This is a genomic window from Streptomyces sp. NPDC007991 (assembly GCF_042958445.1).
Classification (GTDB): Bacteria; Actinomycetota; Actinomycetes; order Streptomycetales; family Streptomycetaceae; genus Streptomyces.
This window is the reverse complement of record NZ_JBIBJD010000002.1, coordinates 492543-519112: the sequence shown is the minus strand read 5'-3', so window position 1 is coordinate 519112 and position 26570 is coordinate 492543. Positions and strand designations below refer to the sequence as shown.

Annotated in this window: 27 protein-coding genes; 15 read left to right on the top strand and 12 right to left on the bottom strand. The window is 71.6% G+C overall.

From position 1 onward, the window contains the following. Positions 1-10 precede the first annotated feature (10 nt). Both ACFZDA_RS06480 and ACFZDA_RS06475 read right to left on the bottom strand, forming a co-directional pair. Positions 11-1324: an MFS transporter gene (locus ACFZDA_RS06480; protein WP_391075796.1), complete on the bottom strand. Its 1314-nt coding sequence runs from the start codon at positions 1322-1324 to the stop codon at positions 11-13. A gap of 203 nt (positions 1325-1527) precedes the next feature. Further along, positions 1528-2307: an IclR family transcriptional regulator C-terminal domain-containing protein gene (locus tag ACFZDA_RS06475; RefSeq protein WP_391075792.1), complete on the bottom strand. Its 780-nt coding sequence runs from the start codon at positions 2305-2307 to the stop codon at positions 1528-1530. A gap of 99 nt (positions 2308-2406) precedes the next feature. Between ACFZDA_RS06475 and ACFZDA_RS06470 the strand changes: the two genes are divergently transcribed. The 9 genes from ACFZDA_RS06470 (at position 2407) to ACFZDA_RS06430 (ending at position 10390) form a co-directional block, all read left to right on the top strand. Next, positions 2407-3378 (top strand): 5-dehydro-4-deoxyglucarate dehydratase, encoded by a 972-nt coding sequence (locus ACFZDA_RS06470; protein ID WP_391075789.1) that lies wholly within the window; start codon positions 2407-2409, stop codon positions 3376-3378. After that, complete coding sequence (locus tag ACFZDA_RS06465; protein WP_391075786.1) at positions 3375-4664, top strand: enolase C-terminal domain-like protein; 1290 nt, start codon at positions 3375-3377, stop codon at positions 4662-4664. The genes ACFZDA_RS06470 and ACFZDA_RS06465 overlap by 4 nt, the downstream gene beginning before the upstream one ends. 143 nt (positions 4665-4807) lie before the next feature. Beyond that, positions 4808-5944, top strand: a complete 1137-nt coding sequence (locus ACFZDA_RS06460; RefSeq protein ID WP_391075784.1) for a PfkB family carbohydrate kinase — start codon at positions 4808-4810, stop codon at positions 5942-5944. Positions 5945-6104: 160 nt separating this feature from the next. Then, on the top strand, positions 6105-7172 hold the full coding sequence (locus ACFZDA_RS06455) for a PhoH family protein (RefSeq protein WP_391075781.1): 1068 nt from the start codon (positions 6105-6107) through the stop codon (positions 7170-7172). 13 nt (positions 7173-7185) lie between these two features. Next, complete coding sequence (ybeY, locus tag ACFZDA_RS06450) at positions 7186-7683, top strand: rRNA maturation RNase YbeY (RefSeq protein WP_150480783.1); 498 nt, start codon at positions 7186-7188, stop codon at positions 7681-7683. Between the two features lie 7 nt (positions 7684-7690). After that, positions 7691-9001: a CNNM domain-containing protein gene (locus ACFZDA_RS06445; protein WP_391075778.1), complete on the top strand. Its 1311-nt coding sequence runs from the start codon at positions 7691-7693 to the stop codon at positions 8999-9001. Next, a complete protein-coding gene (locus tag ACFZDA_RS06440; protein ID WP_391075775.1) occupies positions 8998-9357 on the top strand; it encodes an MmcQ/YjbR family DNA-binding protein in 360 nt (119 codons plus the stop codon). The genes ACFZDA_RS06445 and ACFZDA_RS06440 overlap by 4 nt, the downstream gene beginning before the upstream one ends. Before the next feature lie 20 nt (positions 9358-9377). Beyond that, a complete protein-coding gene (locus ACFZDA_RS06435; protein ID WP_391075772.1) occupies positions 9378-9731 on the top strand; it encodes a cytidine deaminase in 354 nt (117 codons plus the stop codon). 182 nt (positions 9732-9913) lie between these two features. Beyond that, on the top strand, positions 9914-10390 hold the full coding sequence (locus tag ACFZDA_RS06430) for a hypothetical protein (protein WP_391075769.1): 477 nt from the start codon (positions 9914-9916) through the stop codon (positions 10388-10390). 22 nt (positions 10391-10412) lie between these two features. On the opposite strand, the gene ACFZDA_RS06425 is transcribed toward ACFZDA_RS06430, so the two are convergent. Beyond that, entirely contained in the window at positions 10413-10751 is a 339-nt protein-coding gene (locus ACFZDA_RS06425; protein ID WP_010042075.1) for a P-II family nitrogen regulator, read from the bottom strand. Then, complete coding sequence (locus ACFZDA_RS06420; protein ID WP_391075766.1) at positions 10748-12058, bottom strand: ammonium transporter; 1311 nt, start codon at positions 12056-12058, stop codon at positions 10748-10750. Before ACFZDA_RS06420 ends, ACFZDA_RS06425 begins: the two co-directional genes overlap by 4 nt. Before the next feature lie 173 nt (positions 12059-12231). Between ACFZDA_RS06420 and era the strand changes: the two genes are divergently transcribed. After that, entirely contained in the window at positions 12232-13194 is a 963-nt protein-coding gene (gene era, locus ACFZDA_RS06415) for a GTPase Era (RefSeq protein WP_391075763.1), read from the top strand. 17 nt (positions 13195-13211) lie between these two features. Here the strand turns inward: era and ACFZDA_RS06410 are convergent, their stop codons facing one another. Next, on the bottom strand, positions 13212-13658 hold the full coding sequence (locus ACFZDA_RS06410; RefSeq protein WP_391075760.1) for an ATP-binding protein: 447 nt from the start codon (positions 13656-13658) through the stop codon (positions 13212-13214). 249 nt (positions 13659-13907) lie between these two features. Between ACFZDA_RS06410 and ACFZDA_RS06405 the strand changes: the two genes are divergently transcribed. From ACFZDA_RS06405 to ACFZDA_RS06395, 3 genes are read left to right on the top strand one after another with little or no spacing between them, the layout of a single operon-like run. Next, positions 13908-14780, top strand: coding sequence for a Scr1 family TA system antitoxin-like transcriptional regulator (locus ACFZDA_RS06405; protein ID WP_391075758.1), 873 nt, complete (start codon positions 13908-13910; stop codon positions 14778-14780). Continuing rightward, positions 14777-15028 (top strand): DUF397 domain-containing protein, encoded by a 252-nt coding sequence (locus ACFZDA_RS06400; RefSeq protein ID WP_391075755.1) that lies wholly within the window; start codon positions 14777-14779, stop codon positions 15026-15028. Before ACFZDA_RS06405 ends, ACFZDA_RS06400 begins: the two co-directional genes overlap by 4 nt. Before the next feature lie 42 nt (positions 15029-15070). Next, on the top strand, positions 15071-15883 hold the full coding sequence (locus tag ACFZDA_RS06395) for an SAM-dependent methyltransferase (protein ID WP_391075753.1): 813 nt from the start codon (positions 15071-15073) through the stop codon (positions 15881-15883). On the opposite strand, the gene ACFZDA_RS06390 is transcribed toward ACFZDA_RS06395, so the two are convergent. From ACFZDA_RS06390 to ACFZDA_RS06380, 3 genes are all read right to left on the bottom strand, one after another. Then, positions 15873-17195 (bottom strand): GH1 family beta-glucosidase, encoded by a 1323-nt coding sequence (locus tag ACFZDA_RS06390; RefSeq protein WP_391075750.1) that lies wholly within the window; start codon positions 17193-17195, stop codon positions 15873-15875. The two genes, ACFZDA_RS06395 and ACFZDA_RS06390, sit on opposite strands and share 11 nt — an antisense overlap. A 71-nt stretch (positions 17196-17266) precedes the next feature. After that, positions 17267-17533, bottom strand: a complete 267-nt coding sequence (locus ACFZDA_RS06385; protein ID WP_391075747.1) for a protealysin inhibitor emfourin — start codon at positions 17531-17533, stop codon at positions 17267-17269. Positions 17534-17553: 20 nt separating this feature from the next. Next, the gene (locus tag ACFZDA_RS06380; RefSeq protein ID WP_391075743.1) at positions 17554-18624 is read right to left on the bottom strand and encodes a M4 family metallopeptidase; all 1071 of its coding nucleotides are present in this window, start codon (positions 18622-18624) and stop codon (positions 17554-17556) included. 320 nt (positions 18625-18944) lie between these two features. Between ACFZDA_RS06380 and leuA the strand changes: the two genes are divergently transcribed. Further along, entirely contained in the window at positions 18945-20666 is a 1722-nt protein-coding gene (gene leuA, locus ACFZDA_RS06375; RefSeq protein WP_391075739.1) for a 2-isopropylmalate synthase, read from the top strand. A gap of 186 nt (positions 20667-20852) precedes the next feature. Beyond that, the gene (locus tag ACFZDA_RS06370; protein ID WP_391075736.1) at positions 20853-21551 is read left to right on the top strand and encodes a TerB family tellurite resistance protein; all 699 of its coding nucleotides are present in this window, start codon (positions 20853-20855) and stop codon (positions 21549-21551) included. 132 nt (positions 21552-21683) lie between these two features. Here ACFZDA_RS06370 and ACFZDA_RS06365 read toward each other — a convergent pair whose 3' ends face one another. Genes ACFZDA_RS06365 through ACFZDA_RS06350 form a run of 4 tightly spaced genes read right to left on the bottom strand, consistent with a single transcriptional unit; the run spans position 21684 to position 26570 of the window. Next, positions 21684-22616, bottom strand: a complete 933-nt coding sequence (locus ACFZDA_RS06365; protein WP_391075734.1) for a dihydrodipicolinate synthase family protein — start codon at positions 22614-22616, stop codon at positions 21684-21686. Further along, positions 22613-23641, bottom strand: coding sequence for an oligopeptide/dipeptide ABC transporter ATP-binding protein (locus ACFZDA_RS06360; protein ID WP_391075731.1), 1029 nt, complete (start codon positions 23639-23641; stop codon positions 22613-22615). Before ACFZDA_RS06360 ends, ACFZDA_RS06365 begins: the two co-directional genes overlap by 4 nt. Beyond that, complete coding sequence (locus ACFZDA_RS06355) at positions 23638-25608, bottom strand: oligopeptide/dipeptide ABC transporter ATP-binding protein (protein ID WP_391075728.1); 1971 nt, start codon at positions 25606-25608, stop codon at positions 23638-23640. Before ACFZDA_RS06355 ends, ACFZDA_RS06360 begins: the two co-directional genes overlap by 4 nt. After that, a complete protein-coding gene (locus tag ACFZDA_RS06350; RefSeq protein WP_391075725.1) occupies positions 25608-26570 on the bottom strand; it encodes an ABC transporter permease subunit in 963 nt (320 codons plus the stop codon). Before ACFZDA_RS06350 ends, ACFZDA_RS06355 begins: the two co-directional genes overlap by 1 nt.

Here is a 26570-nt window from a genome sequence, read left to right as displayed (position 1 = left end):
GCCCGCGGCCTCACAGGACCTCCGACCCCGCCTTGCCGTAGGCGCGCTGGGCGGGGACCGCCGGGGTGTCCACGGGAATCTCCACCACCTGCTGTTCCGGAGCGCCGATCTCGGGGACCGCGCCGGTGGGGGTGCCCGTGGTGGCGGCGACCAGGGCGGCCGGGTGGCCGCCGCGGCGGCGGATCGCCCCGGCGAGCAGCGGGCGCCCGCCGGTGTGCAGGGCGACGGCGGTCATCGGCAGGGCGATCACCAGCAGACCGGCGGCCAGGATCGCGCCCATGACCGGGAACCCGGCCTGCGCCGACAGCACGCTGCCGGCCAGCGGCCCGGCGGCCGTGCCCAGCGAGGACGCCGAGCCGACGAGCACCGCCCAGCGGCCGCGCGGGTCGAGCGAGGCGGCGAGCCCGATGAGGTACGACAGCACCACCGGGTACAGGGTGTTCCAGGCGATCTCGCCGGTCGCGAAGCTCGCCAGGTCGGTCGCGCAGGCGCTGAGCACGATGCAGCCGGCGATGAGGACCGTGCCCGCCCCGATCGGCACCGCGCGGCCCAGCCGCGCCCCGAGCGCGCCCGCCGCGAGGACGCCGGTCAGTCCGGCGCCCAGCGCCACGGCGAAGACGGCACCGACGGTGGCCTCCCCGAGGCGGGCCTGGGTCAGCCCGATCTGTCCGCTCACGCCCCACAGGGAGTTCTGGGCGAGCGACCAGCACAGCATGGCGGCGGCCAGCACCAGGCCCGAACGGGCGTGGGGCAGCCGGGCCTTGTGGTGCCGCGCGGGCGCGGCGGGTGTGCCGGCGGGCAGGCGGCCGGTCAGCGGCCACACGGCCAGGGCGGTGAGGGCGATCGCGGCCAGGGGCAGGCCGTGACCGGGGCCGAGGTGCGGCACCGTCAGATACACGGCGCCCGCGAGGGCGGAGACGGTGAGCAGTCCGGCCGTGGAGGCCCGGTGCGGATCGCGCTGGGCTGCGATGAGGGTGGCGGCGACGGTGGTGGCCGTGCCGGAACCGAATCCGCCGACCATCGCGCCGGCGACGACGGCCGGGACGGTGGTGGTCAGCGCGGCAGCGCCGTAGCCGAGCAGGGTGAGTGCGAGCCCGAGCCGGGCGAGTGTGCGGGCCCCGATCCGTTCGACCCGTGCGGCCAGGGCGAATCCGGCGGTCGCCGAACTCAGCAGCAGAGCGCTGCCGACGGCGCCGGCCTCGGTGGCGGAGAGCGGAAGGCCCGAGTCGAGTCTGCCGACGGTGGTCGGCAGCAGATACGGGGCGAGGTACCCGGCCGTGAAAAGGGCGACGAGGGGCCAGGGGGTGGTGCGGGGGGCGAACACGGGCGTTCCCAGGGCATGCGAAAGGAGCGGTGGAGGAGGGGGGTGGGCGACGACCGTCGACGGACAGGAACGCGCGGGCAATTTGTATCAAGCAAGTAGTCGTACGAGTTAACCCGGAGAGTGTGATGTGGCGCACGTTGCGTTTGGTGCGGTGAAGTCCGGGTAGAAGAGCGCCTTTTCGCGTGGTGACGTGGGCGTTTTCGTTAACGCCAGTGCACCGACCCGGCCCCCGGAACCGTCGCCTCCGCCTTCGCCCGGATCTCCCGCATCACGGCGACGATCCGCTCCTCGTGCTCCGGCGTGAGCCGGGCCACCGGCACCGAGCAGCTGATCGCGTCCAGCGCGGGGGTGTCGTAGCGCAGTGCGAATCCGAAGCCGACGATGCCGGTCACGCCCTCCTCGCGGTCCTCGGACCAGCCGCGGGCCCGGACCCGGGCGAGATCGGCCGCCAGGGACTCCCGGCTGGTGTGCGTGTTCGGGGTCAGCGCCTCGTACGGCCCCTTGGGCAGTTCCGCGTCCGGGCGCTGTGCCAGCAGGGCCTTGCCCAGGGCCCCGGCGTGCGCGGGCAGGCGCCGCCCCACCCGGCTGATCGTGCGCAGGTACTCGTGTGACTCCCGCGTCGCCAGATAGGCCACGTCCCGGCCGTCCAGCCGCCCCATGTGGATCGTCTCGCCCAGCGCCTCGGACGCCTCGTCGAGATACGGCCGTACGACCCTGACCCGCGGGTCCGAGTCGAGGTAGCTGGTGCCCGTGAGCAGGGCGTGGATGCCGATGCCGTACAGGGAGCCGGTGACGTCCGTGCGGACCCAGCCGCGCGAGACCAGGGTCTGCAGGAGGGCGTACATCGAGCTGCGGGGCACGCCGAGTTCGTCGGCCAGCTCCTGGAGCCGGGCCGGGCGGTCGCCGCGCGCCGCGAGCAGTTCCAGCAGTTCGACCGTGCGGGCCGCGGACTTCACTTCGCGGACGCCCCCTGTGTCTGGCATGTGCCGATCGTAATCGGACCGCCCCGCGCGGTTGACGTTCCCGTATCCACCCCGCATTCTCATACATAGATGACGTCTACATGAGGAGATGGCCTGGAGATGGCCCCGGAAACGAGCCAGGAGACGACCGTGAGCGGTGGACCGGGTGCGGTCGCGCACCGGCTGCGGGACGGTATGGCCCAGGGCGTGCTGTCGTTCCCGCTGACCAGCTTCCGCGACGACGGCGGCCTCGACCCGGACGGCTTCCGTGCCTATGTCGCGGACCGGCTCGCCGCCTCGCCCGGCGCCGTCTTCCCCGCCTGCGGCACCGGCGAGTTCTTCTCGCTCGACGAGGACGAGTACCGGCAGGTCGTCACCATCACCGTCGAGGAGGCGGCGGGCCGCGTCCCCGTCGTCGCGGGCATCGGCTACGGCTGGGCGCAGGCCGTCCGGTTCGCGCGCATCGCCGAGGACGCCGGAGCCGACGCGCTCCTCGTGCTGCCGCACTACCTCGTCGCCGCCCCGCAGGACGGCCTCGTCGCCCAGCTGGAACAGATCGCCGCCCGCACCCGGCTGCCCCTGATCGCCTACCAGCGCGGCCAGGTCACGTTCACCGCCGAGTCGCTCAGGCGTATCGCGGCCCTGCCCGGCGTCATCGGCCTCAAGGACGGCCACAGCGACCTCGATCGGCTCCAGCGCCTCACCCTCGCCGCGCCCGAGGACTTCCTGTTCTTCAACGGCGCCGCCACCGCCGAGATCCAGGCCCGCGCCTACGCCACCGTCGGCGTCCCCGCCTACTCCTCCGCCGTCCACGCCTTCGCCCCCGAGATCGCCGACGCCTTCTTCACCGCCCTGCGCGACGGCGACCACGGCACCGTCGACAAACTCCTGCGCGGCTTCTACGTCCCGCTCGTCGAACTGCGCGACCGCGTCCCCGGGTACGCCGTGTCGCTGGTGAAGGCGGCGGCCCGGCTGCGCGGTCACGCCGTGGGCCCCGTCCGCGCCCCGCTCACCGACCCCTCGCCCGCCGACCTGGCCGCCCTCGGCGCCCTCCTCGAAGCGGGACTCGACCTTGTGGGAGTCGCCTCGTGAACCTCGCCATCACCGACGTACGGCTGACGCCGATCCTGGTCGCGGACCCGCCGCTGCTGAACACCCAGGGCGTGCACCAGCCCTACACGCCCCGGCTGATCGTCGAGGTCGTCACGGCGGCCGGGATCACCGGCGTGGGGGAGACCTACGGCGACACCAAGTACCTGGAGCTGGCCCGTCCCTTCGCCGAGCGGCTGAAGGGACGCCAGGTCAGCGATCTGAACGGGCTGTTCACGGTCGCGGACCAGGTCACGGTGGACGCCTCCCGGGTCGAGAACGCCGTCGACGTCGGCGGGCTGCGCGGCGTCCAGACCGCCGACAAACTGCGTCTGTCCGTCGTCTCCGGCTTCGAGGTCGCCTGCCTCGACGCCCTCGGCAAGGCCCTCGGGCTGCCCGTGCACGCGCTGCTCGGCGGCAAGGTGCGCGACGCCGTCGAGTACAGCGCGTACCTGTTCTACAAATGGGCAGGCCACCCGGAGGGCGTCGCCTGCGAGAAGGACGACTGGGGGGCCGCGGTCGACCCGGCCGGGGTGGTGGCACAGGCCCGCCGGTTCACCGAGCGGTACGGCTTCACCTCCTTCAAACTCAAGGGCGGTGTCTTCCCGCCCGACGAGGAGATCGCGGCCGTACGGGCGCTCGCCGAGGCGTTCCCCGGGCATCCGCTGCGGCTCGACCCCAACGGCGCCTGGTCCCTTCAGACCTCGCTGGAGGTGGCGCGGGAACTCGGGGACGTCCTAGAGTACCTGGAGGACCCGACACTCGGCACGCCCGCCATGGCCGAGGTCGCCGAGCGGACCGGGGTGCCGCTCGCCACCAACATGTGCGTGACCACCTTCGCCGAGATCAAGGAGGCGTTCACCCGGGGCGCGGTCCAGGTGGTCCTCTCCGACCACCACTACTGGGGCGGACTGCGCAACACCCAGCAGCTCGCGGCCATCTGCCGCACCTTCGGCGTCGGCGTGTCGATGCACTCCAACACCCATCTGGGCATCTCGCTCGCCGCGATGACCCATGTGGCGGCCACCGTCCCGAACCTCCACCACGCCTGCGACTCCCACTACCCCTGGCAGTCGGAGGACGTACTCACCGAGCGGCTCGCCTTCGAGGGCGGCACGGTGACCGTGTCCGACGCGCCCGGGCTCGGCGTGGAGCTCGACCGTGAGCGGCTGGCCGTGCTGCACCGGCGGTGGCTGGATGACGACGGTGCGCTGCGCGACCGTGACGACGCGGCGGCCATGCGGGTCGCCGACCCCGGGTGGGTGACGCCCGCGATGCCCCGCTGGTAGCCCGCCTATGGTCCCCCGCGCGCCCCGGGGCGCGCGGGGGCCGGTGCGAGCTCACGGAACAGGCGAGCCTGGCGTGATCGGCGTCACGTTGTCGGTGGTGTGGTGCACACTGGCCTGATCCGCACCACGTCAGGGAGCGCATCGTGATCGCGTCCACCGCCCCGGCAGGAAAGGGCCCGGCCGGAAAGGGATCGCACCGCCAGAGCCAGGTCGATCCCCTCGCCCCCTTGCGCGCGCCAAACGACCCGCCCTGGGACGTCTATCTCACCGGCACGGTCTTCCTCGACATCATCTTCACCGGGCTCGAGTGCGCCCCGGTGCGCGGGACCGAGTCCTGGGCGCGCGGGATGGGGTCGAGCCCCGGCGGCGTCGCCAACATGGCCACCGCCCTGGCCCGCCTCGGCCTGCGCACGTCCCTCGCGGCGGCCTTCGGCGACGACCACTACGGCGACTACTGCTGGGACGCCCTGGAGCACGGCGAGGGCATCGACCTCGCCCCGTCGCGCAGGGTGCCCGGCTGGCACTCCCCGGTGACGGTCTCCATGGCCTACGAGGGCGAGCGCACGATGGTCTCCCACGGCCACGAGCCGCCCCCGGAGGAGCCCGCGCCCGCGTGCCCGCCCCGCGCGCGTGCCGCCGTCGCCTCCCTCGCCCCGGGCGTGAGCGCGCCCTGGATCGCCCAGGCCGCGGGCAAGGGCACCCGGGTCTTCGGCGACGTCGGCTGGGACGACACCGGCGTGTGGGACCTGGCGGCGCTGCCCGACCTGCGGCACTGCGAGGCGTTCCTGCCGAACGCGGAGGAGGCCATGCGGTACACGGGCACGGACTGCCCCAGGGCGGCGGCGCACGCGCTGACCGAGCACGTGCCGCTCGCGGTGGTCACGCTCGGCGCGGACGGGGCGTACGCGGCGGACCGGCGTACGGGGGAGACCGCGGAGGTGCCGGCGATCGAGGTCGAGGCGCTCGATCCGACGGGGGCGGGGGACGTGTTCGTCGCCGGGTTCGTGGCCGGGACCCTGGCGGACTGGCCGCTGGCGGACCGGCTGGCCTTCGCCGGGCTGACGGCCGCGCTGTCCGTGCAGGAGTTCGGGGGGTCGTTGTCGGCGCCGGGGTGGTCGGAGATCGCGGCGTGGTGGCGGCGGGTGCAGTCGGTGGAGGGGCAGGATCCGGCGGCGTTGCGGCGGTACGGGTTCCTGGCGGGGCTGGTGTCGGAGGAGCTGGACAGGCCCTGGCCGTTGCGGCGTGCCGTGCCGACGATCGGGTTCCGGCGCTCGGCGTGAGTGTCCCGGCCGACCAGGGGGCCCTGTCGCCTCCGATTCCAACCCCGCTCCCAAAACCCCTACGGCGTTGTCAGTCCCCCGTCGTACCCTGGGAATCGCGAGGCCGCCCTCAGCTACGCGGCCGTGAAGAGGAGGAACCGCAGGCCTTCAGCGCCGGCCCATGACTCAGACACCGACAGCTCACACCCCCGCGCGGGAGCAGGCGAAAGCACAGTTCACCGTCCCCGCCCAGCACCCCATGGTGACGGTGCTCGGTTCCGGCGACGCCCTCCTGCGCGTGATCGAGAAGGCCTTCCCGGCGGCCGACATCCACGTCCGGGGCAATGAGATCAGCGCGGCCGGCGACCCTGTGGACGTCGCCCTCATCGCCCGCGTGTTCGACGAGATGATGCTGGTGCTCCGCACCGGACAGCCGATGACGGAGGACGCAGTGGAACGCTCGATCGCCATGCTCAAGGCGAGCGAGAACGGGGAGAGCGACGGCCAGGAGACCCCGGCCCAGGTGCTCACGCAGAACATCCTGTCCTCGCGCGGCCGCACGATCCGCCCCAAGACGCTCAACCAGAAGCGCTATGTGGACGCGATCGACAAGCACACGATCGTCTTCGGCATCGGCCCCGCCGGCACCGGCAAGACGTACCTGGCGATGGCCAAGGCGGTGCAGGCCCTGCAGTCCAAGCAGGTCAACCGCATCATCCTGACCCGCCCGGCGGTCGAGGCGGGCGAGCGGCTCGGATTCCTCCCGGGCACGCTCTACGAGAAGATCGACCCGTACCTGCGCCCGCTCTACGACGCGCTGCACGACATGCTCGACCCGGACTCCATCCCGCGGCTGATGGCGGCGGGCACGATCGAGGTCGCGCCGCTCGCCTACATGCGCGGCCGCACGCTCAACGACGCCTTCATCATCCTGGACGAGGCCCAGAACACCAGCCCCGAGCAGATGAAGATGTTCCTCACCCGCCTCGGCTTCGACTCGAAGATCGTGATCACGGGTGACGTGACGCAGGTCGACCTCCCGGAGGGGACGAAGAGCGGCCTGCGGCAGGTGCAGGACATCCTGGACGGCGTCGAGGACGTCCACTTCTCCCGGCTGTCGTCCCACGATGTCGTCCGGCACAAGCTCGTGGGCCGTATCGTCGACGCGTACGAGCAGTACGACACCAAGCACGGCACCCAGAACGGCACGCACAAGAGCCGCGGCAAGTCCGGGCACAAGGGGAAGTAGACCTGGCACCAGCATGTCGATCGACGTCAACAACGAGTCCGGCACAGAGGTCGACGAGCAGGCGATCCTCGACATCGCCCGCTACGCGCTCGCGCGGATGCGCATCCACCCGCTCTCCGAGCTCTCGGTGATCGTCGTGGACGCCGCCGCCATGGAGCAGCTCCACATCCAGTGGATGGACCTGCCGGGCCCCACGGATGTCATGTCCTTCCCGATGGACGAGCTGCGCCCGCCGTCCAAGGACGACGACGAGCCGCCCCAGGGGCTGCTCGGCGACATCGTGCTGTGCCCCGAGGTCGCTCAGAAGCAAGGGAAGGAAGCGGACACGCAGCACTCCATGGACGAGGAGCTCCAGCTCCTCACCGTCCACGGCGTGCTGCACCTGCTGGGCTACGACCACGAGGAACCGGACGAGAAGGCCGAGATGTTCGGCCTCCAGGCGGCCATCGTGGACGGCTGGCGCGCGGAGCGGGGCCTGACCGGCCCGTCCCCGGCGCCGACGGTCTCCTGAACCGCCGATGAGTCCGCAACTCGCCCTGGGCGCGGTCGCCCTGGTCGTCGTGGCCTGGCTCGCCGCCTGCGCGGAGGCGGGCCTCGCGCGCGTCTCCAGCTTCCGCGCGGAGGAGGCCGTGCGCTCCGGCCGCCGGGGCAGCGCGAAGCTGTCCCAGGTCGCCGCCGACCCCACCCGCTACCTCAATGTGGCGCTGCTGGTCCGCGTCGCCTGTGAGATGGCCGCCGCCGCGCTGATCACCTACGGCTGCCTGAAGGAGTTCGACGGCACGACCGAGGCCCTCCTGATCGCCATCGCGGTCATGGTCCTCGTGTCGTACGTCGCCGTCGGCGTCTCCCCGCGCACCATCGGCCGCCAGCACCCGCTGAACACGGCGACGGTCTCGGCGTACGTCCTGGTGCCGCTGGCCCGGATCATGGGCCCGATCCCGTCGCTGCTCATCCTCATCGGCAACGCGCTCACCCCCGGCAAGGGCTTCCGCCGGGGCCCCTTCGCCTCCGAGGCGGAGCTGCGCGCGCTGGTCGACCTCGCCGAGAAGGAGTCGCTCATCGAGGACGAGGAGCGCCGCATGGTGCACTCGGTCTTCGAACTGGGCGACACCCTCGTCCGGGAGGTCATGGTCCCGCGCACGGATCTGGTGGTCATCGAGCGCTACAAGACCATCCGCCAGGCCCTCACCCTCGCCCTGCGCTCCGGCTTCTCCCGGATCCCGGTGACCGGGGAGAGCGAGGACGACATCGTCGGGATCGTCTATCTGAAGGACCTGGTCCGCAAGACGCACATCAGCCGCGACGCCGAGTCCGAGCAGGTGTCCACGGCGATGCGCCCGGCGTTCTTCGTGCCCGACACCAAGAACGCCGGCGACCTGCTGCGCGAGATGCAGAAGGAGCGCAACCACGTCGCCGTCGCCGTCGACGAGTACGGCGGCACCGCCGGCATCGTCACCATCGAGGACATCCTCGAGGAGATCGTCGGCGAGATCACCGACGAGTACGATCGCGAGCTGCCGCCGGTGGAGGACCTCGGCAAGGACCGCTACCGGGTCACCGCCCGCCTGGACATCGGCGACCTGGGCGAGTTGTACGGCCTGGAGGCGTTCGACGACGAGGACGTCGAGACGGTCGGCGGTCTGCTGGCCAAGGCGCTGGGCCGGGTTCCCATCGCCGGTGCGTCGTCCGTGGTCGCCCTCCCGGACGGCCGGGAACTGCGCCTGACCGCGGAGGCCGCGGCCGGCCGCCGGAACAAGATCGTGACGGTGCTGGTCGAGCCGGTGGACCCGGCGGACCTTTCACGGGACGAGGAGGAGAAGCCCGAATGACCCCGCAGGAACTGCGCGCGTTCTGCCTGTCGTTCAACGCGGCGGTCGAGGACTTCCCGTTCAGCCCGGAGATCTCGGTCTTCAAAGTCCAGGGCAAGCTCTTCGCCCTGTCGCACCTCGACGCGCGTCCCCTGACGGCCAACCTCAAGTGCGACCCGGACGACGCGCTCCGGCTGCGCCGCGAGCACGAGGGCCTGATCGTCCCCGGCTGGCACATGAACAAGCGGCACTGGAACACGGTCACGTGCGACGGGGGACTCCCGGACCGGCTGGTCCGGGAGCTGATCGAGGACTCGTACGACCTCGTCGTCGCGGGACTGCCCCGAGCGGACCGCCTCCGTCTCGACCGGCCCTGACGCTTACGTATGCTCGGATCATGACCGACAGCACCGCGCTCGACCCCGAGGACCGCAAGATCGTCACCCTGGCCCGTTCCGCGCGGGCCCGCAACGGTGTGCCCGAGGGGGCGGCCGTACGGGACGAGACCGGACGTACGTATGTCGCGGGGACCGTGGCTCTCGACTCCCTGAAGCTCAGCGCCCTCCAGACGGCGGTGGCGATGGCGGTCGCCTCCGGCGCCACGTCTCTGGAGGCGGCGGCGGTCGTGACGGAGACGGAGACCGTTTCCCCCAAGGACCTGGCGGCGGTGCGGGATCTCGGTGGCGCGCGGACGCCGGTGCTGGTGGCCGGGCCCGACGGGACGGTGCGCACCACGATCACCGCCGGCTGAGGTCTGGCCGAATTTCGCTGTAACCGCCGGTAATTCGGCGGGATTTCAGCCTTGCCGCCCTCCGCCCCAGCCGCATCAATGGAACCGACAGTTCCGACGGACCGTCAGGTCCGGCTCTCGGCAGTGTGTCCGCATCCACGTGCCGAGCGGTCCCCCCACCACGGAAAGGGAACCGAAATTCCATGAGACACAAGCGAATCGGAGCAGGCGCGGCCCTGGCGGCCGGGGCCCTCGCGGTCACCGGGCTCGCCTTCGCCCCCGCCGCACTCGCCGTCACCCCACAGACGGCGACGATCAGCGCCGACTGCGGCACCTTCGGCAGTGGCGAGGCCACGCTCACGGCCACGCAGGACGGCACCGCCGCCACCGTCACCGTCAAGTCCTCGGCGATCACCGCGCCGATCGCCCTCGGCGAGGACTCGATCGCGTCCACCCTGACCCTGGTGAAGGCCGGCGGCGGCACCGTCGACTTCACCGGCACGGAGAACCCGGCGATGGCCGCCGGCGCCCCCGTGGAGGTCGGCCCCCTCAGCGGCACCGTGGCCTCCGGCGACAGCCTGGAGGCCTTCGGCGGCTCGCTGAAGATGACCGTCTTCGGCATCACCATCACCTGCACGGCGACCGGGCCGCAGTCGCCGGGCCCGTTCGTGTTCGACTGATCCCGGCCGGGCCGGGCGCGCGCTACAGCGCGTCCGGCCCGCGCTCGCCCGTCCGCACCCGCACGACCGTGTCCACGGGCAGCGCCCACACCTTGCCGTCGCCGATCTTGCCGGTGTGCGCGGCCTTCACGACCGCGTCGATGACGGCCTCGGCGTCCGCGTCCTCGACGACGACCTCGATGCGGACCTTCGGCACCAGGTCGACCTGGTACTCGGCGCCGCGGTACACCTCGGTGTGGCCGCGCTGCCGGCCGTAGCCGCTGGCCTCGCTCACGGTCAGGCCCTGCACGCCGAGTTCCTGGAGGGCGTTCTTGATCTCGTCGAGGCGGTACGGCTTGACGATCGCGGTGATGAGCTTCATGCCTGGGGGGTGACCTTCTGGGCGGAGGAGACGACGGAGGAGGAGACCGGGGCGCCGTGGCCCAGGACCCCGTGATCGTAGGCCGTCTCGGCGTGCACCGTAAGGTCCAGGCCGGTCTGCTCCTGCTCCTCGCTCGCGCGAAAGCCCATGGTGGCGTCGATCAGCCTGCCGATCCCGTACGTCACACCGAAGGCGTACGCCGCGACCACGACCACGGCCACCAGCTGCTTGCCGAGCTGGCCGAGGCCGCCGCCGTAGAGGAGGCCCTCGGCGCCGCCGGTCATCGACTCCACGGCGAAGACGCCGATGAGGAGGGTGCCGATGATCCCGCCGACCAGGTGGACGCCGACGACGTCGAGGGAGTCGTCGTAGTTCAGCTTGAACTTCCAGCTCACGGCGTACGAGCAGACGACCCCGGCGGTGAGGCCGACGACCAGGGCGCCGAGCAGGGAGACCGAGCCGCAGGACGGGGTGATGGCGACCAGGCCGGCGACCGCGCCGGAGGCGGCGCCCAGGGTGGTGGGGTGGCCGTCGCGCTTCTGCTCGACGAAGAGCCAGCCGAGCAGGCCGGTACAGCCCGCGGCGAGGGTGTTGAGGAACGCGGCGGCCGCGAGGCCGTTCGCGCCGAGCGCGGACCCGGCGTTGAAGCCGAACCAGCCGAACCAGAGCAGACCGGCGCCCAGCATCACCATGGGCAGGTTGTGCGGGCGCATGGCGTCCTTCTTGAAGCCCAGCCGCGGGCCCAGGACCAGGCACAACGCGAGCCCGGAGGCGCCGGAGACGATCTCCACGGGAAGTCCGCCGGCGAAGTCCAGGGCACCGAGCCTGTCCAGGATCCAGCCGCCCGGGCCCCAGACCCAGTGCGCGACCGGAACGTATACGAGCAGCGCCCACACCGGCACGAAGACCAGCCACGCCCCGAACTTCGCCCGGTCGGCGACCGCGCCGCTGACCAGGGCGGCCGTGATGATCGCGAAGGTGAGCTGGAAGGTGGCGAAGAGCAGGGTGGGGACCGTGCCCTGGACGCTGTCCGGGCCCAGGCCGCTCATCCCGGCGTGGTCGAGCCCGCCGATGAGCCCGCCCGCGGTGTCCTCGCCGAAGGCGAGGGAGTATCCGGCGCCCAGCCACACCACGGTCACCAGGGCGATCGACACGAAGCTCATCATCAGCATGTTGAGGACGCTCTTCGTGCGGACCATGCCGCCGTAGAACAGGGCCAGGCCCGGGGTCATCAGCAGGACGAGGGCGGTGGCGGCGAGCAGCCAGGCGGTGTCGCCGGTGTCGGCGTGTGCGGCGGCCAGAGGCACGGGTGTCTCCAACGAGGTGGGGCTGCGGGGGCTCGTCAGAGGTTCACCGGCCCGCGTTTCCGGCCGCGTACGGGTGTGTTTCCGTGACGTTTCGTTGCTTGCGGGTTTCGTGAACCTCACAGCGCGGGCGGTGTTCGGGCGCCTGTGCGGCAGGGCTCTGTGGATCAGGGAGAATGGGCGCCATGAGCGTTCGTACCCAGTCATCCGAAGAGCCGGCCGAGGCTGTCCACAGGGCCGGCTTCGCCTGCTTCGTGGGCCGTCCCAACGCGGGCAAGTCCACCCTCACGAATGCTCTGGTCGGCCAGAAGGTGGCGATCACGGCGAACCAGCCGCAGACGACGCGGCACACCGTGCGGGGCATCGTGCACCGTCCGGACGCCCAGCTGATCCTGGTCGACACCCCGGGGCTGCACAAGCCGCGCACGCTGCTGGGCGAGCGGCTGAACGACGTCGTGCGCACGACGTGGGCCGAGGTGGACGTGATCGGCTTCTGTCTGCCGGCGAACGAGAAGCTCGGCCCCGGGGACCGCTTCATCGCCAAAGAACTCGCGTCCATCAAGAAGACGCCGAAGATCGCGATCGTCACCAAGACCGACCTGGTGGACAGCAAGACGCTCGCCGAGCAGCTCATCGCGATCGACCAGCTCGGCAAGGAGCTGGGCTTCGAGTGGGCGGAGATCGTCCCCGTGTCGGCGGTCGGCGACAAGCAGGTGGACCTGCTGGCCGACCTGCTCGTCCCGCTCCTGCCTCAGGGCCCGGCGCTCTACCCCGAGGGCGACCTGACCGACGAGCCCGAGCAGGTCATGATCGCCGAGCTGATCCGCGAGGCCGCGCTGGAAGGCGTCCGCGACGAGCTCCCGCACTCCATCGCCGTGGTCGTCGAGGAGATGCTGCCCCGCGAGGACCGCCCCGCCGACAAGCCCCTGCTGGACATCCACGCCTTCGTCTACATCGAGCGCCCCAGCCAGAAGGGCATCATCATCGGCCCCAAGGGCAAGCGCCTGAAGGAGGTCGGCATCAAGTCCCGCAAACAGATCGAGGCCCTGCTCGGCACACCCGTGTTCCTCGACCTGCATGTGAAGGTCGCGAAGGACTGGCAGCGGGATCCCAGGCAGTTGCGCAAGCTGGGGTTCTAAGGAAGTCCCCGGGCGCGCTACAGCGCCGTCGTCAGGCTCGCCCAGACCGCGTTGCCGCCCGTGAGGGGCGAGCGGGTGATGCCCCAGCTGTCGGCGATCTCGCGGACGAGCAGGAGTCCGCGGCCGCCCTCGTCGTCGAGGCCGGGGCGGCGCTCGGGGATGCCGCGGCCCGTGAGGTCGCCGTCGTGCACCTCCAGCCGGAACCGCTCCGCCGTCATCCGGCCGACGCCGCACAGGACCCACGCGCCGGGCGTGTGCAGCACGGCGTTGGTCACCAGCTCAGACACCACCAGGACGGCGTTCGCGCACACCTCGTCGGGCACCTGCCATGAGGCCAGCCGCGCCTGCGTGGCGTGACGGGCGACCCTGACGCTTCCCCGGTGGGACGGCAGTTCCAGCCAGTGCGTGGGGCCCGGGCGCACCGCGTCCAGGAACCGGGGAGTGGAAGTCGTGTGGGGGGACACGGCGTTCGCCTTCCGTGGGGGATGGGCGCAGTCAAGGAAGGGTCGAGGCTCGAACCGGACCGGCCGGAAAGGGGAGTTGGGGGCTCCGGTGTCCTGGTTCACACAAGTAACTATGCTCGCAGAGCAGTTCACGCTGCAACCATCTGCCTGATAATTTCAGGAGGAAGGTATCGCGGCTCCGGGCCGCCTGGCGGGACGATCAAGGCCCGGCCAGGCCATCTCCGGTGACGACCCCTCAGGAGGCACGGCGTGAGCGACGCGCGATCAGGCACCGGCGCCGGCGCGCCCACCGTTCTCCGCATGATCCTGGGGCGCCGCCTCCAGGAGGCCCGGCAGAGCGCGGGCCTCTCCCTCGACGACGCCTCCAGGGCCCTGCGCGTCACGCCGCTGACCATCCGCCGCCTGGAGAAGGCCGAGGTCGGCCTGAAGATCCTCTACGTCGAGAAGCTGCTCCAGACCTACGGGGCCGGCCAGCAGGAGATCGACGAGTTCGTCACCCTGGCCGAGCGGGCCAACGAGCCCGGCTGGTGGCACCCGTACCGCGATGTGATGCCGTCCTGGTTCACGGCCTACGTCAGTCTGGAGACCGGCGCGAGAACCCTGCGCACCTATGAGCCGCAGTACGTCACGGGCCTCCTCCAGACACCCGGGTACGCGCGTGCCGTGCTGCGCGGGGGCTTCCCGAACGACGACGAGGAGGACCTGGAGAGGCGCGTGGAGCTGCGGCTGCGCCGCCAGAGCCTGCTGACGAAGCCGGACGCGCCCACGCTGTGGGTGGTGATGGAGGAGGCCGTGCTGCACCGGGTGGTGGGCGGCCCCGGGGTGATGCGCGAGCAGATCGACCGGCTGCTGGAGGCGTCCGAGCTGGAGCACGTCAGCGTCGACATCGTGCCGTTCACCGCGGACGCCCACGTCGGGGCGTGCGCGCCCTTCACCTACTTCCGGTTCGAGGAGCGGGAGCTGCCCGACATCGTCTACAGCGAGATCCTCTCCGCGTCCGTCTACCTCGACCAGCGCGCCGATGTCGTGGCCCATCTGGAGGCCCACAACCGGCTGTCGCTGAAGACCTCGTCCGCGGACAGCAAGGCGCTGTTGAACCGCATGCGGAAGGAGTACTCATGACCATCGCCGACGGCGCCGTCTACAACGGGATGCCCGCGTCGGACCTCGGGGAACAGGGCTGGGAACGTCCGTGGAGCGGCCCCAACGGGGGCCAGTGCGTGGAGACCAAGCAACTGTCCGACGGCCGTGTGGCGGTCCGGCAGTCGGCCGATCCCGCCGGTCCCGCGCTGATCTACACGCCCGAGGAGATCACCGCGTTCGTCGCGGGGGTCAAGCAGGGCCTCGCCGACCACCTCACGGCCCACTGAACCCCCGCTGATCCACACCACCCCCACCGAGAGGCACCCCTCATGAGCAACTCGCAGGCCGCGCGGGACATCGACACCAGCAGGCCGCACTCCGCCCGTATGTACGACTACTACCTCGGCGGCAAGGACCACTTCGAGATCGACAAGCAGGCGGCCGAGCGGGTCGCCGAGGCCTACCCCGCCATCTTCGTCTGCGCCCGCGAGAACCGGGCCTTCATGCACCGGGCCACCCGGGTCCTCGCCCGCGAGCACGGCATCCGCCAGTGGCTGGACATCGGCACCGGCATCCCCACCGAGCCCAACCTGCACCAGGTGGCCCAGTCCGTCGTCCCCGACGCCCGCGTGGTCTACGCCGACAACGACCCCCTCGTCCTGAAGTACGCCGAGCGCCTGATGCGCAGCACGGCCGAGGGCCGTACGACGTACATCGAGGCCGACGTCAACGACCCGCAGGCGCTGCTGGCCGCGCCCGAACTGGCGGAGGTCCTGGACCTCGGCCGCCCGGTCGCGCTGTCCCTCAACGCCCTGATGCACTTCGTCACCGACGCCCAGGACCCGTACGGCATCGTGCGCCGCCTGCTGGACGTCCTGCCCTCGGGCAGCGCCCTGGCGCTGAGCCACTGCACGCCCGACTTCGACCCGGCCACCTGGCAGAAGGTCACCGACATATACACCTCGGCCGGGACGCCGGTGCAGTTCCGCTCCCGGGCGGACGTCGCCCGCTTCTTCGACGGCCTGGAGGTGCTCGACCCGGGCGTCACCGTGGGCCACCGCTGGCGGCCCGACGCCGTCGACGGCGACGACCCGACGGACGCCGAGGTCAGCCTGTGGACCGGGGTCGGCATCAAGCCGTAGCCCCCTGGGCCCGCAGGACCTCCCGGTACCAGCGGTACGACGACTTCGGGGTCCGCCGAAGGGTCTCGAAGTCGACGTGGACCAGGCCGAAGCGGCGTGCGTAGCCCTCCGCCCACTCGAAGTTGTCGAGCAGGGACCACACGAAGTAGCCGCGCACGTCGACGCCCGCCTCCAGCGCCCGGTGCAGGGCCCGGATGTGGCCGTCCAGGTAGGCGATGCGGTCCTGGTCGTCGGTGTCCGGGTACGAGCAGCCGTTCTCGGTGATGACGACGGGCGGGAGCCGGTCGCCGTAGCGGTCCTGGAAGGTGGTGAGGAGCTCGGTCAGGGCCTCCGGAACCACCGGCCAGCCGAAGTCGGTGACCGGGTGGCCGGTGATCTCCCGGACCGAGAAGGGGAGTTCGGCGGGCATGGCGACCCCGCCGAAGGTGATGTCGGTGCCCTGCGGGGCGCCCACCCGGGTCGGCGCGTAGTAGTTGACGCCGTACCAGTCGAGTGGTTCGGCGATCACCTTCAGGTCGGCTTCGACGTCCCCGGGCATCAGCTCGCCGATGCCGTCCGGGTAGCGGCCCAGCAGCAGCGGGTCCGCGAAGAGGCGGTTGAGCAGCACGTCGTAGAACTCGGCCGCCTCCACGTCCTCCGCCTCGGTCGACGCCGCCCAGGTCGGGCCGTGCGAGTTGGCGATGCCGATGTCCGTGGCGCCCGAGGCGCGCAGGGCCCGGACGGCCAGGCCGTGGGCGAGCAACTGGTGGTGGGCGGCCGGGAGCGCGTCGAACAGCAACTGCCTGCCCGGCGCGTGCACGCCCAGGGCGTGGCCCAGCAGGGTGTGCTCGGCCGGCTCGTTGAGAGTGATCCACTGCGGCACCCGGTCCCCGAGGCGGCCGGCGACCAGCGAGACGTACTCGGCGAAGCGCGCGGCCGTGTCCCGCTCCAGCCAGTCCAGGTCCGCCGGCAGGTCCCAGTGGAACAGGGTCGGCACCGGGCGGATGCCCGCTGCGCACAGGTCGTCCACCAGCCGGTCGTAGAAGTCCAGGCCCTTCTCGGAGCGCACCCGCGGCCAGGAGACCGAGAAGCGGTAGGCGTTCACGCCCAGGTCCGCCAGGAGCGCCACGTCCTCGCGGTGGCGGTGGTAGTGGTCGCAGGCCACCGCCGCCGTCGAGCCGTCCTTCACCCGGCCCGGCTCGGCGGTGAAGGCGTCCCACACGGACGGCTCGCGCTCGTTTGCCGCGCCCTCGATCTGGTGCGCCGAGGTCGACACCCCCCAGAGGAAGCCGGCCGGGAAGCGGGGGATCGGATTGCCTGCGTCAGTCGCCATGCGCGGATCATCCGTACCGCCGGTAACAAAAGTCAACGGGCGGCCGTCGCAGACCAGTTGCACCCCGCCTGTTACGCCCCTTCCTTCAGCACTCGCGAGATCAGCTTGCGCTGTTCGTCCGTCAGCCGTGGGTCGGCGGCGTACACCGTCCTGCCGTCGACGGTGATCTGGTAGCGGAACCCGTCCGGTACCCCGATCGGCGGCGTGCTGCGGCCCGCGGCGACGGCCTGCTCGGCCAGCGCGTGCCATTCGGGGGCATCGGGGCGGCCGGAGGTGTCCACCTCGGCATGCCGCTCGATGCCCGCGAATCCGCCCGTGCGCCTCACCTGAATACGCATGGCACCTGTCTAGTACGGAACTACAGGGTCCGCACCCCGACCTGCTCCCAGGCCTTCGACACGGCGTCCAGTTCCTCGGCCTCGCCGAACCGCTCCCGCGCGGCCTTGACGGTGAGCGTGGCGAAGTCGGCGAACGTCGCCTGCTGCTTCAGCTCGCCGCCGGTCAGCACGTCGTACCAGATCAGGCCCGCGCGCTCCCAGGCGCGGCCGCCGAGGGCCGTGGCCGCCAGGTAGAAGGCGTGGTTCGGGATGCCCGAGTTGATGTGGACACCGCCGTTGTCGCGGCCGGTGCGCACGTAGTCGTCCATCGTGGCCGGCTGCGGGTCCTTGCCCAGGACGTCGTCGTCGTACGCGGTGCCCGGCTCCTTCATGGAGCGCAGCGCCTTGCCCGTCACCCGCGGGGCGAGCAGGCCCGCGCCGATCAGCCAGTCGGCCTCGGCGGTGGTCTGGCCGAGCGTGTACTGCTTGATGAGCGAGCCGAAGACGTCCGAGAGGGACTCGTTCAGCGCGCCGGGCTGGCCGAAGTAGGTGAGGTTGGCGGTGTACTGCGTGACGCCGTGGACCAGCTCGTGGCCGATGACGTCGATCGGGATGGTGAAGTCGAGGAAGATCTCGCCGTCCCCGTCGCCGAAGACCATCTGCTCGCCGTTCCAGAAGGCGTTGTTGTACTCGCGGTCGTAGTGCACGGTCGCGTTCAGCGGAAGGCCGTTGCCGTCGATCGAGTCGCGCTGGTACGCCTTCAGCAGCAGCTCGAAGGTGGCGCCGAGACCGGCGTAGGCGCGGTTGACGGTGGCGTCCTTGCCGGGCTTGTCGCCCTCCGCCCGCACCGGGTGCCCGGGCAGGTCCGTGCCGTGCCGGGCGTCGTGGACCGTGCGGTGCGGCCGCGCGGGCTCGGCCCCGGCGGGCGGGGCGACGGACGCTGCGCCCACGACCGTGGTCAGCCGGCGCCGGGTGCGCTCCAGGGCGTCGCGCTCCAGGGTGCGGCGGGCGGGTCCGGCGAGCGCGGTGTCCTCGGCCTGGGCGAGCCTGTCGAGGACATGGGGCGGAACGATGGTGCAGAAGACGGGCTCGAAGCCCCCGTGAGTCGTCATGCCCGGCACCCTTGCACTGCGTGACGGTCCTGTCACCAGTCGCCACCATGATTGGTGAAATACCGGGACAAGGACTTTCACGCTCCGTGGCGAAGTGGTATAGCGCACTTTTTGTCCCGTATGCGCGCCCGGTCCCGCATACTGATACGGACCCGCGCACCTCGGAGGGCCTCGGCTAGCATGCTGCGCATCATGCGTTTCGGGCTGCTTCTCCTTAGCTGCCGCGGCGAGGGCCTGTAGTCGAGGCCGACTCCCTCCCCGCGGAGCTTGGTGCTGCGTCGTCGGCCGTCCTTCCGGACACTCTGAGGAGCCCCCGCATCATGGCGAACCGCCAGCAGCCCAGTTCCATGCCGATCCACAAGTACGGCCGCTACGAGCAGGTCGACATCCCGGACCGCACCTGGCCGGACCAGCGCGTCACCACCGCCCCCCGCTGGCTCTCCACGGACCTGCGCGACGGCAACCAGGCCCTGATCGACCCCATGTCGCCCGCCCGCAAGCGCGCGATGTTCGACCTGCTGGTCAAGATGGGGTACAAGGAGATCGAGGTCGGCTTCCCGGCCTCCGGCCAGACCGACTTCGACTTCGTACGCTCGATCATCGAAGAGCCCGGGGCCATCCCCGACGACGTCACCATCTCCGTACTGACCCAGGCCCGCGAGGACCTGATCGAGCGCACGGTGGAGTCGCTGAAGGGCGCCAAGCGCGCGACCGTCCACCTCTACAACGCCACCGCCCCCGTCTTCCGCCGGGTCGTCTTCCGGGGCTCCAAGGACGACGTCAAGCAGATCGCCGTCGACGGCACGCGGCTGGTCATGGAGTACGCGGAGAAGCTGCTGGGTCCGGAGACGGAGTTCGGCTACCAGTACTCGCCGGAGATCTTCACCGACACCGAGCTGGACTTCGCGCTGGAGGTCTGCGAGGCCGTCATGGACGTCTGGCAGCCCGGCCCGGGCCGCGAGATCATCCTCAACCTGCCCGCCACGGTGGAGCGTTCGACCCCCTCGACCCACGCGGACCGCTTCGAGTGGATGGGCCGCAACCTCTCCCGCCGCGAACACGTCTGCCTGTCGATCCACCCGCACAACGACCGCGGCACGGCCGTCGCCGCCGCCGAGCTGGCCCTGATGGCCGGTGCCGACCGCGTCGAGGGCTGCCTGTTCGGCCAGGGCGAGCGCACCGGCAACGTCGACCTGGTCACCCTGGGCATGAACCTCTTCTCCCAGGGCGTCGACCCGCAGATCGACTTCTCCGACATCGACGAGATCCGTCGTACGTGGGAGTACTGCAACCAGATGGAGGTCCACCCGCGCCACCCGTACGTGGGCGACCTGGTCTACACGTCCTTCTCCGGCTCCCACCAGGACGCCATCAAGAAGGGCTTCGACGCGATGGAGGCCGACGCCGCCGCCAAGGGCGTCACCGTCGACGACATCGAGTGGGCGGTGCCGTACCTGCCGATCGACCCGAAGGACGTCGGCCGCTCCTACGAGGCGGTCATCCGGGTCAACTCGCAGTCCGGCAAGGGCGGTATCGCGTACGTCCTGAAGAACGACCACAAGCTGGAACTGCCCCGCCGGATGCAGATCGAGTTCTCGAAGATCATCCAGGCGAAGACGGACGCAGAGGGCGGCGAGGTCACGCCGAAGGACATCTGGGCCGTCTTCCAGGACGAGTACCTGCCCAACCCCGAGAACCCGTGGGGCCGGATCCAGGTCAAGAACAACCAGTCGACGACCGACACCGACGGCGTGGACACGCTGACGGTGGAGGCCACGGTCGACGGCCAGGACACCGTCCTGACCGGTTCCGGCAACGGTCCCATCTCGGCCTTCTTCGACGCGCTCCAGTCCGTCGGCATCGACGTACGCCTGCTGGACTACCAGGAGCACACGATGAGCGAGGGCGCCTCCGCGCAGGCCGCCTCCTACATCGAATGCGCGATCGACGACAAGGTCCTGTGGGGGATCGGAATCGACGCGAACACCACGCGGGCCTCGCTGAAGGCGGTCGTCTCGGCCGTCAACCGCGCGACGCGCTGACCAGTCCCGCAGCCGGTTTGAGGGCTCCGTCCGCCGATGTCCGGCGGACGGAGCCCCGTCGCATACCGGCCAATCCTTGTGACGGTCACGGAAAGGTCTCCTCCGGGGTACTGACTCCTCCTCACGGATGTGGCTAACATCACGCAAGCGCGGCGACGCTGCCGTGCGGCGTGACGGAGGTGCGACGTGCTGCCAGGACGGGGACGGAACGGCCATGCCGCCAGGTTTTCGAGCATCCTGGGCACCCGGACCGCGTGGACGCCCGCCGGTGACGGAGAGTTCTTCTGCCCCGGCTGCGGCGGTGACCGCAACTACCAGCGGCTGACCGGACAACGCCGCTTCACCCTGCTCGGCCTGCCCGTGCTGCCGCGCGGCGAGACCGGCCCGGTCGTGGAGTGCGCCGCCTGCCGCCGCCACTTCGGCACGGACGTCCTCGACCACCCGACCACCACCCGCTTCTCCGCGATGCTCCGCGACGCCGTGCACACCGTCGCCCTCGCCGTGCTGGCCGCGGGCGGCGCCGGTTCCCGTACGGCGCTGGAGGCCGCGGTGCTCGCCGTGCGCGCGGCCGGCTTCGACGACTGCACGGAGGAGCAGCTGGCCGCCCTCGTGGAGGCGCTGGAGGCGGACACCGGCCGGATCACCGGGGAGCCCTGCGGTGCGGGGCTGGCCATAGAGCTGCACGAGGCGCTGGACCCGCTCGCCCCGCACCTCGCCACGGCCGGCCGCGAATCGATCCTGCTCCAGGGGGCGCGCATCGCCCTGGCGGACGGGCCCTACACACCGGCCGAGCGGGACGTGCTCGCGACCGTGGGGGCCGCGCTCACCATCTGCTCGGACGACGTGACCCGGGTACTGGCTGCGGCGGCACGCACCCCGTCGTAGCGTGGCGCCCCGCCGGGTGCCCCCGGCGGTACTCCACGGGCGTTACTCCCGGCCTGACGAATCCGCCCCCGTGCGCCGGGAGTCTGGAGACCGTTCCAGACACCCGGACGAGGAGGCCAGGAACGCCTTCCACTAGAGCAGCCCCGCCGCCGTCAGGTACGTCGCGACCCGTTCCACCTCGGCCTGTGACAACGGCACCTGCGGCTCCGCCGTGGCCGGGCAGGCGATCACGCCCCGCAGGTGCAGCGCGGCCTTGAAGGCGCCGATGGCCGAGGAGCCGGGGCCCATGCGGGCCGGGTCGCCGACGGTGACCAGGCCGAACAGGGCGCACAGCCGCTCCTGTTCGGCACGGGCCGCGTCCCACTCCCCGGCGCGGCACAGGCGGTCCAGGCGGGCGTAGCCCTGCGGATCGACGTTGCCGAGGCCGGGCACGGCGCCGTCCGCGCCGACCGCGAGCGCCGCGTCGACGATCAGCTCGGAGCCGGTCAGCACGCTGAAGCCGGTGATGCCCGGGTGGGTCCTGGCCCCGGTCACGACCTGGCGGAAGGCGGCCAGGTCGCCGCTGGAGTCCTTGAGCGCGGCCAGGACACCGTCGGCGGCCAGCTCCAGGACCACGTCCGCGGGCAGCTTCGTGTGGACGGCGACGGGGATGTCGTAGGCGACCACCGGGACCGGGCTCGCGGCGGCGACCGCGCGGTAGTGGCGGGCGATCTCCGCCGGGTGGGTGCGGGCGTAGAACGGGGCGGTGACGACGACCGCGTCCGCGCCCGCCGCCGTGACCGCCGCGACGTGGTCCACGACCCGGGCCGTCGTCATGTCGATCACCCCGGCCAGCACCGGGAGCTGCCCGCCCACATGGGCGGCGACCGACTCGACCACCAGCCTGCGCTGCGCGTCCGTCAGATACGCCGCCTCCGAGGTCGAGCCGAGCACGAACAGGCCGTGCACCCCGCCGTCCACCAGATGGTCGACCAGCCTGAGCAGCGAGGGGACGTCCACCTCGCGGTCCGGTGTCAGGGGCGTGCAGACGGGTGGGATGACACCGGTCAGCGAGGTGATCGTCATGGGGCCTCCATCGCGTTGCTCCGGCGGACGAGGTCGCGGGTCGACTCGTCCTCCTGCACAGGATGGTGGCAGCGGAAGCGGTGCGCGGCGGCCGACGCGACCGAGAAGTCCGGCATCACCTCCGCGCACGCCTCGTCCGCCTTCCAGCAGCGCGTGCGGAACGGGCAGCCGCTCGGCGGGCGCGTCGCCGACGGGACCGGACCGGCCAGCGGGATCGGCTCGATCGGGTCGAGCAGACCGGGCGTGGCGGAGAACAGGGCGCGGGTGTACGGGTGCCGCGCCCGGTCGGTGACCAGGGCGGCCGGGGACTCCTCGACGATCCGGCCCAGGTACATGGTGATCACGCGGTCGCTCATCCGCCGGACCGTCTGGATGTCGTGCGAGACGAACACCAGGGCCAGGCCCAGGCGTTCCTTCAGATCCAGCAGCAGATTGAGGATCTGGGCGCGAACCGACACGTCCAGGGCGCTGGTCGGCTCGTCCGCCACCACCAGGTCCGGGTCGAGCGCCAGCGCCCGGGCGATCGCGACGCGTTGGCGCTGCCCGCCCGACAACTGGCCCGGCAGGGCGTCGGCGAGGGCCCGGGGGAGGCCGACCAGGGACATCAACTCCCGGACCCTCTCGTCACGTTGACCGCGAGTGCCCCGGTCGTGCACGTCCAGCGGGTCCCGCAGGATCCGCCGTACGGTCAGACGGCGGTTCAGGGCCGTCGACGGGTCCTGGAAGATCATGCCGGTGCTCCTGCCGACGGCCCGGCGGCGTTCGGCGGGCGGCATCGCCCACAGGTCGCGGCCCCGGAACGACACCGTGCCCCGCGTCGGCCGCTCCACCCCCACCAGCACCTTCGCCAGGGTCGACTTGCCGCAGCCCGACTCGCCCACCACACCGACGGTCTCGCCGGGCGCGATCGCCAGGTCGGCGCCGGTCAGGGCGTACACCCGGTCGCGGGTGAACAGGCCGCCGCTGCGGGCCCTGTGCACCACGTGCGCGTCCGACAGCTCCACCAGAGCGGGCTGTGCGTTCATGACACCGCCTCGGTCCCGGTCGTCGCCGGCTCTATGGCCGGGTGATGGCAGGCCGCCGTGTGCGCCGGCGTTCCGCTCAGAACCGGAACCGTCGTACGGCAGACCTCGCTCGCGCGCGGGCACCGGTCGGCGAAACGGCACCCGGCGGGGAAGTCGGCCGGGGACGGCACGACCCCCTTGATCTGTGTCATCCGCTCCTGCCCCGACTCCAGCGACAGCACGCTGCCGAGCAGGCCGCGCGTGTAGTGGTGGGCCGGCGCCTCCACCAGGTCGGCCGTCACGCCCGTCTCCACGATCCGCCCGCCGTACATCACCGCCACCCGGTCGGTGACGTCCGCGACCAGGGCCAGGTCGTGCGAGACGAGGATCAGCGCGAAGCCCAGCTCCTCGCGCAGCCGCAGCAGCAGCTCGATCACCTGGGCCTGCACGGTCACGTCGAGGGCGGTCGTCGGCTCGTCGGCGACGATCAGCTTCGGGTCGCGGGACAGGGCCATGGCGATCAGGACGCGCTGGCGCTGCCCGCCGGACAGTTCGTGGGGGTAGCTGCGCAGGGTGCGCTCGGGGTCGAGGCCGACCATCGTCAGCAACTCGGCCGGGCTGCGGCGGCCCCCGCGCCGCACGACCTGCTTGAGCTGGGCGCGGATCGTCATCGCCGGGTTCAGCGACGACAGCGCGTCCTGGTAGACCATCGCCATCTCGTGGCCGAGGAGCCTGCGGCGTACGCGCATCGGCTCGGCGAGCAGGTCCCGCCCGCCGAAGCGGACCTGGCCGCCGACGCGCGCCCCCTTCGGCTGGAGGCCCATGACCGCGAGGGCCGTCAGCGACTTGCCGCAGCCCGACTCGCCGACCAGGCCCAGGACCTCACCGGGACGCACCTCGAAGCCGATGCCGGCCACGATGTCCACGCCGCCGTGCCGCTGGTCGAAGCCGATGGTGAGGTTCTCCACGGCGAGCACCGGCTGCCCGTCCCGGGGCAGTTGACGCGCCCGGGCCCGCAGCCGCCGGGCCGCTTCCGGCAGGCCGGGCAGCTGCACGACCTCCCCGCTGCCGGGCTCCGGCGCCTGGACCGGGTCGTCCTCGGGGACCTCCACCTCGCGCGCGGCCGGGGCCGCCCACGCGTCGGACACCCCCTCGGACAGGATGTTCAGCGACAGCACCGTGACCAGCATCAGCAGGCCGGGGAACACGGTCGCCCACCAGCCGCCGGTCAGCACCATGTTCTTGCCGTCCGCGATGACACTGCCCCAGGACGGGTCGGGCGGCCGTACGCCCGCTCCGATGAAGGACAGCGACGCCTCGAAGACGATCGCCTCGGCGACCTGCACCGTGCAGAACACCAGCACGGGCGCGGCGCAGTTGATCGCCACGTGCCTCAGCACGATGTGCGGGGTCCGGGCGCCGATCACCCGTTCCGCCGTCACGTAGTCCTCGCCGTACTGGTCGAGGACGTTCGCGCGGACGACCCGGGCCACCGGCGGAGTGAACAGGAACGCGATCGCGCAGATCAGCACCGTGATGCCGCCGCCGAACACGGCCACCAGCACGGCGGCCAGCGCGATGCCCGGGAACGCCATGACGACGTCCAGGCAGCGCATCAGCGTCTCGTCGACCGCCTTGCGCGAGGTGGCCGCGACCGCCCCGAGCAGTGCCCCGGCCACCAGCGCCAGGCCGGTGGCGCCGAGCCCGATCGCGAGCGACCAGCGCGCCCCGTACATCAGCCGGCTGAGGATGTCCCGGCCGAGACTGTCCTGGCCCATCCAGTGCCCGGCGGACGGATGCCCGGTGCCGTCCACGGGCGGCTGCTGGTCGAGTGGGTCGTGCGGGGCGAGCAGCGGGGCGAGCAGCGCGAGCAGGACGACGACCGTCAGGAAGCAGACGGCGGCCTTCGACAGCGACGGCAGCCGGCGCCAGCCGCGCAGCCGCACGCCGGGCCGGGACAGCGCCTCGGTGAGGCTCTTGCGGGTCATCACGTGGTCGCATCCCTCAGTCGCGGGTTGACCAGCAGGTAGAGGACGTCGATGACGAGGTTCACGACGACGAACCCGGCCGCCGTGGTCAGGACGACGCCCTGGACGACGGCCGGATCGCCGTTCTTCACGGCGTCGATCATCAGCTTGCCCATGCCGGGCAGCGAGAAGATCGTCTCGATGACGACCGCGCCGCCCAGCAGATAGCCGACGCGCAGCCCGAGCACGGTGAGCGGGTTGACGAGCGCGTTGCGCAGCACGTTCCGCCCGACCACCACCCGGGGCGGCAGCCCGCTCCCGATCGCCGTCCGTACGTAGTCCTTGTCCAGCTCCTCCACCACGGCCGTCCGCACGATCCGGGTCAGCTGCGCCGCCACCGGCAGGGAGAGGGCGAGGGCGGGGAGTGTCATCGTCTTCAGCCAGCCGGTGAAGGAGTCGGCCGGGTTGATGTAGCCGCCGGTCGGGAACCAGCCCAGGTCGACCGCCAGATACTGGATCATCAGCAGCGCCAGCCAGAAGCCGGGCGCCGCGACACCGGTCAGCGACACGACCCGGATGATCTGGTCGGGCAGCCGGTCCCGGTGGATCGCCGCGCTCACGCCGCCCACCAGGGACAGCACGACCGCGATGCCCAGGCCCAGGAAGGTCAGCTGGAGGGTGAGCGGCAGCGCGGTGGTGACCTGGTCGATCACCGGCGCCCGGGTCAGCGCGCTGGTGCCCAGGTCGCCGTGGAGCAGGTCGGCGACGAAGTCGGCGTAGCGCACGGGCAGCGGGTCGAGCAGGCCGTGTTCCTCGCGGAAGTCGTGCAGTTGCCGCGGGGTGGGGTTGGCGCCCTGGAAGAACGCGGAGGCCGGGTCGACGTCCGAGAACCGCATCACCAGGAACACGAACAGCACGATGCCGAGCGTCAGCGGCACGAGCAGGGCGATGCGGCGCAGCAGGATCCGCAGGACCGCCGTCAT

Bases quoted from the DNA above. Each gene is read 5' to 3' on its own strand.
- ACFZDA_RS06475 (WP_391075792.1), bottom strand. From the start codon at position 2,307: ATGCCAGACACAGGGGGCGTCCGCGAAGTGAAGTCCGCGGCCCGCACG.
- ACFZDA_RS06470 (WP_391075789.1), top strand. From the start codon at position 2,407: ATGGCCCCGGAAACGAGCCAGGAGACGACCGTGAGCGGTGGACCGGGT.
- ACFZDA_RS06455 (WP_391075781.1), top strand. From the start codon at position 6,105: ATGACTCAGACACCGACAGCTCACACCCCCGCGCGGGAGCAGGCGAAA.
- ybeY (WP_150480783.1), top strand. From the start codon at position 7,186: ATGTCGATCGACGTCAACAACGAGTCCGGCACAGAGGTCGACGAGCAG.
- ACFZDA_RS06445 (WP_391075778.1), top strand. From the start codon at position 7,691: ATGAGTCCGCAACTCGCCCTGGGCGCGGTCGCCCTGGTCGTCGTGGCC.
- ACFZDA_RS06440 (WP_391075775.1), top strand. From the start codon at position 8,998: ATGACCCCGCAGGAACTGCGCGCGTTCTGCCTGTCGTTCAACGCGGCG.
- ACFZDA_RS06435 (WP_391075772.1), top strand. From the start codon at position 9,378: ATGACCGACAGCACCGCGCTCGACCCCGAGGACCGCAAGATCGTCACC.
- ACFZDA_RS06430 (WP_391075769.1), top strand. From the start codon at position 9,914: ATGAGACACAAGCGAATCGGAGCAGGCGCGGCCCTGGCGGCCGGGGCC.
- ACFZDA_RS06425 (WP_010042075.1), bottom strand. From the start codon at position 10,751: ATGAAGCTCATCACCGCGATCGTCAAGCCGTACCGCCTCGACGAGATC.
- era (WP_391075763.1), top strand. From the start codon at position 12,232: ATGGGCGCCATGAGCGTTCGTACCCAGTCATCCGAAGAGCCGGCCGAG.
- ACFZDA_RS06400 (WP_391075755.1), top strand. From the start codon at position 14,777: ATGACCATCGCCGACGGCGCCGTCTACAACGGGATGCCCGCGTCGGAC.
- ACFZDA_RS06395 (WP_391075753.1), top strand. From the start codon at position 15,071: ATGAGCAACTCGCAGGCCGCGCGGGACATCGACACCAGCAGGCCGCAC.
- ACFZDA_RS06390 (WP_391075750.1), bottom strand. From the start codon at position 17,195: ATGGCGACTGACGCAGGCAATCCGATCCCCCGCTTCCCGGCCGGCTTC.
- ACFZDA_RS06385 (WP_391075747.1), bottom strand. From the start codon at position 17,533: ATGCGTATTCAGGTGAGGCGCACGGGCGGATTCGCGGGCATCGAGCGG.
- ACFZDA_RS06380 (WP_391075743.1), bottom strand. From the start codon at position 18,624: ATGACGACTCACGGGGGCTTCGAGCCCGTCTTCTGCACCATCGTTCCG.
- leuA (WP_391075739.1), top strand. From the start codon at position 18,945: ATGGCGAACCGCCAGCAGCCCAGTTCCATGCCGATCCACAAGTACGGC.
- ACFZDA_RS06365 (WP_391075734.1), bottom strand. From the start codon at position 22,616: ATGACGATCACCTCGCTGACCGGTGTCATCCCACCCGTCTGCACGCCC.
- ACFZDA_RS06360 (WP_391075731.1), bottom strand. From the start codon at position 23,641: ATGAACGCACAGCCCGCTCTGGTGGAGCTGTCGGACGCGCACGTGGTG.
- ACFZDA_RS06355 (WP_391075728.1), bottom strand. From the start codon at position 25,608: ATGACCCGCAAGAGCCTCACCGAGGCGCTGTCCCGGCCCGGCGTGCGG.
- ACFZDA_RS06350 (WP_391075725.1), bottom strand. From the start codon at position 26,570: ATGACGGCGGTCCTGCGGATCCTGCTGCGCCGCATCGCCCTGCTCGTG.